The 10,198-nt window shown below is 70.9% G+C and carries 8 protein-coding genes and 1 pseudogene; 6 read left to right on the top strand and 3 right to left on the bottom strand.

The annotated features are described in order from the left end of the window. Together C1I98_RS28500 and C1I98_RS28495 are read left to right on the top strand one after the other, a co-directional pair. On the top strand, positions 1–603 hold a 603-nt coding region (locus C1I98_RS28500; protein WP_146607673.1), incomplete at its 5' end, for an inorganic phosphate transporter. A 19-nt stretch (positions 604–622) separates the two neighbouring features. After that, a complete protein-coding gene (locus tag C1I98_RS28495; RefSeq protein ID WP_233508271.1) occupies positions 623–1,258 on the top strand; it encodes a DUF47 domain-containing protein in 636 nt (211 codons plus the stop codon). 140 nt (positions 1,259–1,398) lie between these two features. Here the strand turns inward: C1I98_RS28495 and C1I98_RS28490 are convergent, their stop codons facing one another. Further along, complete coding sequence (locus C1I98_RS28490) at positions 1,399–3,456, bottom strand: tetratricopeptide repeat protein (protein ID WP_233508270.1); 2,058 nt, start codon at positions 3,454–3,456, stop codon at positions 1,399–1,401. 368 nt (positions 3,457–3,824) lie between these two features. Beyond that, a complete protein-coding gene (locus C1I98_RS28485) occupies positions 3,825–5,429 on the bottom strand; it encodes an NsdA family TPR-like regulatory protein (protein WP_438672117.1) in 1,605 nt (534 codons plus the stop codon). Between the two features lie 356 nt (positions 5,430–5,785). Between C1I98_RS28485 and C1I98_RS28480 the strand changes: the two genes are divergently transcribed. The 4 genes from C1I98_RS28480 to C1I98_RS28465 all read left to right on the top strand — a co-directional run bounded on the left by C1I98_RS28480 (position 5,786) and on the right by C1I98_RS28465 (position 9,559). Further along, a complete protein-coding gene (locus C1I98_RS28480; RefSeq protein ID WP_111170486.1) occupies positions 5,786–6,070 on the top strand; it encodes a hypothetical protein in 285 nt (94 codons plus the stop codon). A 536-nt stretch (positions 6,071–6,606) separates the two neighbouring features. Beyond that, complete coding sequence (locus tag C1I98_RS28475; RefSeq protein ID WP_233508269.1) at positions 6,607–7,515, top strand: mechanosensitive ion channel family protein; 909 nt, start codon at positions 6,607–6,609, stop codon at positions 7,513–7,515. Between the two features lie 45 nt (positions 7,516–7,560). Continuing rightward, complete coding sequence (locus C1I98_RS28470) at positions 7,561–7,983, top strand: globin (RefSeq protein ID WP_199537283.1); 423 nt, start codon at positions 7,561–7,563, stop codon at positions 7,981–7,983. A 28-nt stretch (positions 7,984–8,011) separates the two neighbouring features. Further along, the gene (locus C1I98_RS28465) at positions 8,012–9,559 is read left to right on the top strand and encodes a glycoside hydrolase family 13 protein (RefSeq protein WP_111170482.1); all 1,548 of its coding nucleotides are present in this window, start codon (positions 8,012–8,014) and stop codon (positions 9,557–9,559) included. Positions 9,560–9,709: 150 nt separating this feature from the next. Here the strand turns inward: C1I98_RS28465 and C1I98_RS41790 are convergent. Next, positions 9,710–10,198, bottom strand: a pseudogene (locus tag C1I98_RS41790) (hypothetical protein); the annotation flags it as partial.

The raw sequence follows: 10,198 nt of genomic DNA, 5'->3' as shown, positions 1-10,198 counted from the left end.
GGGCTGGGCTGGGGGCTGCCCGTGTCGGCGGGCGGAGTGGTGTTCGTGCTGGTGGTGGGGCTGGCCGCGCCGTTCGTCGGCGCGCTGGTCGCGGTACTTGTCAACCCCCTGCTGGTACGGCTGGCCGACGGCGCGAGCCTGCCCCGCTGGCACCGCGCCGGCTTCGCCGTCCAGTGCCTGGCCTACGCGGCCAACGACGGCCAGAAGATGCTCGCCGTCTTCGTGATCGCGCTCGGCGCGTCCGGCGCGGCCCCCGGCGTCTGCGCGCTGATCGCGGTGCTGTTCGGCCTCGGCACGATCTACGGGCTGCCGCGCGCGGGCCGTACGCTGAGCCGGGAGATCCTCGCCTCGCGCCCGGTACACGGCGTCTCGGCCGAACTGGCCAGCGGCCCGACGGTGATCGCCTGCGCGGCGGCCGGAGCGCCGGTCAGCATGACCCAGGCCATCGCCGGCGGGCTGATCGGCGCGGGGGTGGCGGAGAGCACACGCCGGGTGCGCTGGCACCCCGCCGCGAAGATCGTGCTGGCCTGGGTAGTGACCCTACCGGCGAGCGGGCTGCTCGCCGCGGCGGGCGCGCTCATCGTCAAGGGTGTGATCGCGTGAAAGGCCCGCGGGAGGTGAGATGGTGCGGCGGCTGCGCCGGATGCTGGACCTGATGCGCGGGCGGATGGACAGCGCGCTCAGCGACGCGCTGATCGGCCAGCTTGAGGCGACCAAGGAGGGCGCCTGGCTGGCCATGGCCATGATCGGCGGCGAGACGGGCCGTACCGACGCGCACGAGCGGATGCGCGAGATCGAGCACCGCGGCGACACCTACCGGGCCGCCCTGGTCGAGGAACTGTCGGGCGCGCTGGTCACACCCATCGACCGGGAGGACCTGTTCCGCCTGTCCCGCTTCATCGACGACGTGCTGGACTCACTGCGCGACTTCGTCCGCGAGTCCTACCTGTACCGGATCAAGGGCCAGCGCCGGTTCGCACCCATGCTGGACCAGGTGGTCATGGGGATCGAGGCGCTTGAGGAGTCGGTGCGCGCGCTGGCCGCGCACCCCTCGGCGGTCGGTACCGACGCCCTGGAGGCCAAGAAGATCGGCGGCAACATCCGCCGCATGTACCAGTACGAGATCGCCCGGATCTTCTCCGAGGAGCTGACCTCCGAGGCGATGAAGGAACGCGAGCTGGTCCGCCGCCTGGAGATCGTCGGGATGGCCATCGGCGACGCGGCCGACGCGATCGCCGACGGCGCCATGAAGCGATGACGCGATGACGCGGGAGAGGCCGGCATACCCGCCGGAGGAAAGACCTCCGCCCTGGGTGGACGAACCTCTACCGAACGCACCCTGGGGGAGGAACATCTACCGCCAGGTGGACGGGCCTCATCTCAGGAGTGAAAGACCCCCTACCTCAGGTCCGTATTGCCCGCTTCCAGGGCCTCGCGCACATCCGGATCGTCCGGGTCGAGGTCGAGCGCCCGGTGCAGGTCCGCCATGGCCTCCCCCTCCCTGCCCAGCGCGCGCAGCGCGGTGGCGCGGTTGAAGTACAGCTCGGCGCTCTCCTCCAGCTCCAGCGCGTGGGTCAGGTCGTCCACCGCCCCCTCCAGGTCGCCCGTCTCGTAGCGGGCGATGGCGCGGTTGGCCCACGCCGGGCCGAGCCGGGGATCGGCCGCGAGCGCGGCGGCGAAGGCGGCCAGGGCCTCCGCGTGCCGGCCCGCCGCGCATTCGAGCTGGCCGAGCACACACCGCAGGTGCGCGTTGCGCGGGTCGATCGCGAGTCCGGCGGCCACGTCCGCCCGCGCCCCGGCGTCCCGACCGGCGACGGCCAGCAGCCCGGCCCGGTTGATGTAGGCGTCGAGGTAGCCGGGGTCGAGTTCGAGCACGTGGGCGAGGTCGGCGAGGGCCGCGTCCCCCTCGCCCTGGGCCAGGTGGATCTGGGCGCGGTTGTAGTACGCCTCGGGCAGCGGCGGGCTGAGCCGCAGGGCGTTCTCGTAGTCGGCGAGCGCGTCGTCCAGCATGCCCTGCGAAAAGCGCAGGTTGCCGCGGTCGAGGTAGTGGTCGGGGAAGACCGGGTCCAGGGCGATGGCGGCGTTGTAGTCGTCCAGCGCCTCCTTGCCGCGGCCGAGGGCGGCCAGCAACTGGGCCCGGTTGGCCAGCAGGACCATCCGGTGGGTGCGGTGGCGGCCCGGCGGCAGATCGCGTTCGGCCAGCTCGATCGCGGACTCGACGAGGTCGAGCGCCTGCGGCAGCCGGCCGCGGCGAAGTTCGATCAGGGCCCGGCCGTTGCGGTCGAAGCCCAGCTTGAACGCCCGCTGCTCCCGGTCGGGCAACAGGGTGGAGATGGCGATGGCCTCGTTGATCCAGCCGGTCGCCCGGCCGAGGTCGCGGGTGGCGGGATCGGGGTGGCGCGCGTCCAGCATGGCGGTGCCGTACGCCGCCGCCGCGTGTACGGCGGGCTCGGCGCTGCCGCGTCTGGCGCGCTCCCACAGCTCCCGCGCCTCCGGATGCCGCCGCAGCGCGCCCAGGGCCGTCGCGGTGCGCTGGACGAACCGCCACCAGAGGTCGCCGCCCTCCTCGACCAGGGCGAGCCCGCGCAGCCCCAGCTCCGCCACGGTGTCCAGGAAACCCTCGCGCACGCAGTGGTCCACCGCCGCCCACAGCGCCCGCGCGCCCGCGCCGCGCGGGTCCGTACCGTGCTCCAGGTGGTACGGCACGGCGCCGAGCAGCGGGGCGGGCTCGGCCCTGGCCAGCAGTTCCCCGGCCTGGCGGTCGTGCAGCGCGGCCCGCGCCTGCGGGGGCAGCGCCAGGTAGGCGGCGACGAGCCGGGGATCGTCGGAGGTGCAGTCGGAGGCGACGTAGGCGGCGGCACGGTCGGCGGCACTGCCGGTGTCCTGGTCGGGGGCGTCCGGCGGCTCGGCGGGGGTCGCGCGCGCGTGCCGGGCGAGGTTCGGGAAGTCCGCGGGGGGAGGTTCGGCCGAGCACACCACGAGGGTCAGTCGCCCGGGCGCGATCCGGCGGGCGAGCACGGTCAGCAGTTCGCGGTCGGTGGCGTCGGCGTGATGGGCGTTCTCGACGGCGAGCACGCTTCCATCCGGCACGCGCTCCCTGACGAACTCGGCTATCCCGTTGGCGATCCGCAGCGTGCGGCGCGGTGCGGGAACCAGGATGCGCTCATCGTCGGACACCCGGGCGTCGGAGGGCTCCCAGCGGGGGGCCACCAGCCCGCAAAGGCCGGGCGCGGCCGCCCGGATCTCGATGTCGTGTGCGGCGACCAGACCCGGAGCCTCCCGGAGCGCGGCCGGGACGAGCCTGCCGAGCAGGGCGCCGCCGAACGTGTAGGGGCCGTTGCGCCGGCGGTGGGCATCGAGCACCCCCAGAGGGAGCGTGCCCCAGGAGGCGAGCAGTGACGCCCGATCGCTGGAGTGCTCCCCCTGGAGCCAGACATGGCCGGAGTGATCGCTCACCCCTTGTGGATCACGCTGGAGTTGCCGCTCAGTTTGGCTAGACCCGGCTTGCGCACAACGATTCTCTTCATGCTGCCCCTCGTGTCGCACACGCTTGCCCGTCCAATTATTCGACCCGCCGGGCATTCCACAAGGGTTGGCACCTATCTATCTCCGGCGATTAATCAACTATCACCACCAGAAGCGGATAAATGTGGCATATCGCCACACGATACGACTCGTTTCAGCCGCCCAGAGACCCGGGCGGATGCACTCTGACCAGGTACGATGTGCCGAACCTGGGTGGCGGGCGGCGGCGTCCAGATGCGGCCTCGTTCCGGATGTCCGGCTTCGCCGACGATGATCGACCGGATTCGCCGGCGATCGGCTCAGCTGATCGGCTCAACCTGATCCCCCGGTTTGGGGCCCGTGTGCGGCAGCACCGAACGTTGCGTGTGCGCGTCGTTGGAAAACGCGTTCACCAGGTCGAGGAACGGGGCGAGCATGTGGTGGTGCGGCGACTTGACCTCCACCATCTTGGCGAGTTCGTGGGCGCGTTTCATCACGATGTCGGTGCGGTAGTTGTCCTCCAGATCGTGCAGGATGTCGAAGCCGGTCCGCATCGCCTCGTCGAGATCGCCCTCCAGCACCTTGCACTTGGCCCGGTCGAAGCGGATCAGCAGCGGGTCCAGCCACTCCGTCGGGCCGTACTTGGTGAGCGCCTGCTCCAGCACCAGGTCGGCCTCCATCGCCTGCCCCAGCTTGACGAGCGCGTCGCCCTGGTGGAAGTAGAGCTGCCGCTCGGTGTAGCCGAAGGCCGAGTCGTCCTGTTCGTTCGGTGTCATCTGGGAGAAGGCCGCCCGGGCCCGTTGCAGGGCCCGCTTGGCCTGGTCGACGACGTCCTTCTTGCCGCCGCCGGACAGCGCGGCGAGCGCCCTGGCCTCCACGACCGGGGCCATGGCCTGGGCCGCGCACGGCGTCTGCCCGGCCAGGTCGCGGCTCTTCTTGGCCAGGCTCAGCGCCTCGCGCGGGTCGCCGTAGTAGAGCGGGACCAGCGCCTCCCTGGCGCACACCCAGGCGCGCAGCGCGCGGTCACCGGTCTCGTCGGCGGCCGTGCGCCCGGTCCTGAAGAACGAGCGGGCCAGCCGCTGGTCGCCGAGGTTGATCATGATCATTCCGCCCAGGCCGGCCAGCTGCGCGGCCATCCGGCACAGCCGCTCCTGAAGGTCGATGGGCTGGCGCTTGTCCATCGCCTTGCGCACGGCGCTGAACTCCAGCATGACATCGCACAGCAGCCGCAGGGGCGGGGTGTTCATGTACTGGCGGCCGAACCCGGCGGTGGCCTCCTCCCACTGGTCGAGCATCGCCGGTGAGACCGTGGCCGACACCAGGGTCTCGTCCAGCCGTCTGCGGATGTTCTCCACCGCACCGAGCACCGGGGCGTCGAGCAGCATGCCGTTCTTGCCGCGCAATAACAGCAGCAGCGTACGGCGGAGCACGTTCTCGTCCTCGTCGCCACCCTGGCCGGACAGGTCGCTGATCGGCGGTGGCACCCACGCGCGCGCGCCGGAGGGTTCCTGCTTGCCCTCGTGCGCCTCGGCCCGGCCGGCCGGCGGGCCCTTGTGGGCGTTGCCGCAGATGCACGGCCCGTCATAGCCGAGAGCCTTGGGCTCGACCCGGTACACCGAGCAGAGATAGTGGAGATATTCCGGCCCTGGGCGTTTCAGCCCGCTTTCGTAGGCCGACAGCAGTGTCTCGCCGATGCCGGGCACGGGCTTGCCGTCCCGCTCGAACAGCGCGCGCACCTGTTCGATGACGTCGGCGAGCGCGATACCGTGCGCGAGCCGGTGGCTTTTGACCCGGGTCGTGCCGAAGTGCGAGGAACAGGACTCATAAATCTCTTCTGCGATCTGGGCCGCGATGCGGCCGGCGGCAAGGCCCTTGGCCCGGATCCGCCGAGCCATCTCGGTCTCCCTGTGTTGCCTGCCGGACATTCCGGCCCCTCTCCCGATGGCCAGCTAGGCGGGCTGGACCGTTACCGTGACGTCCTCACTCGCTGACGCCGCGTAGTCCACAGGTTGCACACCGCGCCTATGAGAATGATGGACTACTAATGAGTGCTTGAAAACGTCCTCCCAAAGGGTGACGGCTAAGGATCGTCCCTCTCCGAGCGGTTTCTTTCAACCCACTTGTGAGATCCGCTCTACAGAGAGGGACGGAAGCCTCGTTGACCGCGTCGGCGTACTGAGTCATGTTGGGCCAACCGGAACTTCAAACGGCCACGATGGGCGCCTAGGGAAGATGCGCCACATCGTTGCCCCCGCAAGTGACACAGGAGGAGGGACGCGAGGTGGGGGAGGACGACTCCGGGCGTCTGGAGCGGTTGGTAGCGGAACTGGACGCCCGTGGACTGCTCGCCCGAGTGGTACGGACTCCTAAGGGCCGGGCGTTCGTACGGGTGATCAACCCGGACGCGACCAGCCTCGCGGAGAACGTGACCTGCAGGCAGGTGCCCGTTCCCGAGCATCGCGACTGGTACTACTGGTGGTCCTGGGGCGAGAAGATGCACCGGGCCGACGATCCGGCGGGGGCGGCGACGAAGGTCGCCAGGGTGCTCGCCGTGGTGGGCGACTGACCGCGGCGACGAGGCGGTGGAGCGGAGCCACCGCCGTCCGTCGCCGCGCCTGCTGCGGCTCCTGGAGCCGGCGGGCTGACCGGTGCGGAGCGCCCGCGACCGAAAGGCCGCGGGGGCAGGGATCCCGTCGGCTCCGCACACCAAAAGGATTATTCCTCCGCAATCTCGAGAATTATCCCCCATAGCCATTCTGCCCACGAATTAGGACAAAAGCGCCCTCCAGTATGTTCTGGAGGGTTCCGGGGAGTTTGCCCCGGAAAACGGTACGGGACGCGCTTCCGGGTGCGCGTCCCCGCCGAGCCGTTCGTCACCGGAGCCGCCCGGCCCGCCGTAATCGGCCGGGACCGGACGGCCCCGTCTTCCCCGGCGTGATGTGACGGCGGCCGGTTCGGTCGGCACTATGGAGGAGCCTTCCCCCAATGCCGGCCGAACCGATCCGGAGGATCCCGTACGTGTCTCTGCTCGCCATCATGAAACCGACCGACCCGGCCGTGCCCTCGATACCAGATGTCGCCGGCGCCGTTGAGCGGGTCTGCATGGGTGAAACAGGCGGCGTGCTGTGCCCGGTGTTCGAGAGCTTCCTCCCGGCCAACCTCGCCCCGCTGGCCGCCTGGCTCGTCATCATCGTCGTGACCCTGATCGCCGCCCTGCTGCTGCGCAATCTCGTCCGGCGGCTGATCATGCGGGCGACCCGCCGGGCCGCCCTCGGCATGATCCCCGAACGGCTGCGCCAGCGTGCCGGGAGCGCGGCCGACGAGGCCTCGGTCCTGCTCAACGAGCGCAGGAAACAGCGCGCCGACACGCTCGGCTCCGTGCTCAGCCACATCGCCAACATCGTGATCATCGGCACCGCGGTGCTGATGATCCTCTCCCAGTTCGGTGTGCAGCTCGCCCCGCTGCTGACCAGCGTCGGCATCCTCGGCGTCGCGGTCGGCTTCGGCGCCCAGGAGCTGGTGAAGGACTTCATCGCGGGCATGTTCATGCTCCTTGAGGACCAGTACGGCGTGGGCGACGTGATCGACGCCGGCCCCGCCGTGGGCACCGTCGAGGCCGTCACCCTGCGGGTCACCCGGCTGCGCGACGTGGACGGCCGGGTCTGGTACATCCGCAACGGCACGATCACCCGGATCGGCAACGAGTCGCAGGGCTGGTCGCGGGCCTCCTTCGACGTGCCGGTGGCCTACGACGCCGACATCCCGGCCGTACGCGAGATCCTCACCCAGGTGGCCGCCGAGCTGTGGGACGACCCCGACTACCGCGACCGGGTGATCGTCGAGGAGCCCCAGGTCTTCGGCATCGAGCAGATCTCGGAGACGGCCGTGCTCTTCCGGATCAGCGCCAAGACCATCCCCGCCGGTCAGGCCGCCGTCGCCCGTGAACTGCGGCTGCGGGTCAAGGCCGCGCTGGACCGCGAGTCCATCCCGCTCTCGACGGTCCCGACCTGAACCGCCCGGCCGGACCAGCCCGGCCGGTGACCTAGGCTGGGTGGCATGTCAGGCAACGTCGAGGAGTCGGTGAGCTTCTACGAGGCGGTGGGGGGCGAGGAGACCTTCCACCGCCTGGTGCACCGCTTCTACGAGGGTGTGGCGGAAGATCCGCTGCTGCGCCCGCTGTACCCGGAGGAAGACCTCACCGGCGCCGAAGAGCGGCTGCGGATGTTCCTGGTCCAGTACTGGGGCGGGCCCAACACCTACAGCCGGCAAAGAGGCCACCCCCGGCTACGGATGCGGCACGTGCCGTTCGTCATCGGCACCGCCGAGCGCGACGCGTGGCTGCGGCACATGCACGACGCGGTGGAGTCGCTGGATCTACCGAAAGACCTCGCCACCCGGCTTTGGGACTATCTCGTCTACGCGGCGCACAGTCTGGTGAACGCCCCTGAAGGGGGCGTCTCCCCCCGTCCAGGGACATAGCGCCAGCCGAAGCGGGCAATTCGTAATCATGGCCTTCCCCTGGTGGCGTGACGCCATCGTGTACGAGATCTATGTCCGCAGCTTCGCCGACGCCTCCGGAGACGGCGTCGGCGATCTCCCGGGAGTCCGCTCCCGGCTCGGTTACCTCGCCGGGCTCGGCGTGGACGCGATCTGGCTGACCCCCTTCTATCCCTCCCCGATGGCCGACGGCGGCTACGACGTCGCCGACTACCGGGGCGTCGATCCGCTCTTCGGCGATCTCGCCGACTTCGACGCGCTCGTCTCCGACGCGCACGAGCGCGGCCTGCGGGTGATCGTCGACATCGTGCCCAATCACAGTTCGGCTGAGCACCCCTGGTTCCGGCGGGCCCTGGACGCGCCGCCCGGCAGCCCCGAGCGCGACCGCTACCTGTTCGCCACCGGCTCCGGCGACGCGCCCCCGAACAACTGGCGGTCGGTCTTCGGCGGGCCCGCGTGGAGCCGGCTTCCCGGCGGAGAGTGGTACCTGCACCTGTTCACGCGCGGGCAGCCCGACTTCAACTGGCGTGACCCTGACGTCCCCGCCGAGTTCCTGGACGTGCTGCGGTTCTGGCTCGACCGGGGCGTGGACGGCTTCCGCATCGACGTCGCCAACGGCCTGTTCAAGGCCGCCGGCCTGCCCGACGCGTCCCCGGACGAGCAGGGGTTCAAGGCCGAGTCCCCGATCTGGAGCCGCCCTGAGGTGCACGAGGTCTACCGGGAGTGGCGCAAGTTGCTCGACTCCTACCGCGGCGACCGGGTCGCCGTGGGCGAGGTCTGGACCGACTCCGTGACCGACCTGGCCCGTTACGTACGGCCGGACGAGCTCCACCAGACCTTCAACTTCCCCTGGCTGCTCGCGCCCTGGTCGGCCACCGCGCTGCGCAAGGTGATCGACGACACACTGCGCACCGTTCCCGCGCCGACGTGGGTGCTGTCCAACCACGACGTCGTACGCCACCGCACCAGGTACGACGAGACCCACCCTGGGGCGGGTCTCCCCCGCGCTCGTGCGGCCATGCTGACCACGCTGGCCCTGCCCGGCTCGGCGTACCTCTACCAGGGCGACGAACTCGGCCTCCCGGAGATCCTGGACCTTCCCGACGAGGTCCGCCAGGACCCGGTCTTCGCCGGGACCGGGGGCGAGATCAAGGGACGCGACGGCTGCCGGGTGCCGCTGCCATGGTCCGGCACGACCGAGCCGTACGGCTTCGCGCCGGAGAGCGTCCGGCCGTGGCTGCCCCAGCCCGCCGAGTGGGCGGAGCTGAGCGTACGACGCCAGGAAGGCGACCCGGACTCCACGCTGGAGTTCCACCGCACGGCGATCGCCCTGCGCCGCGAACTGCGCGGCTCACTCCCCACCGAGATCACCTGGCTGGACGCCCCAGCGAACGTGCTCATGTTCACCCGCGGCCCCCTGACCTGCGTACTCAACTGCGGCGACCAGGCCGTCCCGCTACCCCCACATCACGACCTCCTGATCGCAAGCGGCCCCCTACCAGGCGAAACCCTGCCCCCCGACACAGCAGCCTGGCTCTCACCTCCGCCACCTCACTAATCCCGCCCCCGAGCAGCCCCTGGCAGGCAGAGCCCTGTCCCTACACCGCACCAAGCCCGGCCACCGAACCCCTCACCCCGAACGACCCCGACAGGCAGGGCCCGGCACCACGGCATGGTCATCGGCCCCGGACCGCGTTGGCCCCGACCGCTAAGGCCTTGACCCCGAGCAGCTCCCTGACGAGCCAGGGCCCGCCGTCCGACACAGCGGTGTCGCTGTCGGCTTCGGCGCCGTGCCGGCCCTGGCGGCTCTCGCCGCCCGCCGTTCGGCCGCAACGGGGACCAGTGGTATGGCGGCGAGGGCGCACACCGCGCCGACCGCGAACCCGGCCCAGTAGCCGGACGCGCCGATCATCATGCCGAGCACGGGGACGCCCCCGACGGTCACGACGTTCTGCACGGTGTTGTGCGCGCCGAGGACCCGCCCGGCCCAGTGCGGGCCGGCCAGTTCCCCGGCCCCCAGGTAGGCCAGGCCGTTGCCGCTGACCGTGACCACTGCGGCCAGCGCCAGCGCGGCGACGCCCGCCCACGGGCTGACCAGCTCGGCCACCGCGAGCACGCCCATCACAACCGTCGTGGCCACCACGATCGTCCGCAGCGGCCCCATCCGCCGCCCGGTGCGGTCGGACCAGTACCCGGC

It is taken from the genome of Spongiactinospora gelatinilytica (assembly GCF_003236385.1).
Taxonomy (GTDB): Bacteria; Actinomycetota; Actinomycetes; order Streptosporangiales; family Streptosporangiaceae; genus Spongiactinospora; species Spongiactinospora gelatinilytica.
This window is presented reverse-complemented; position numbering and strand designations above follow the sequence as displayed.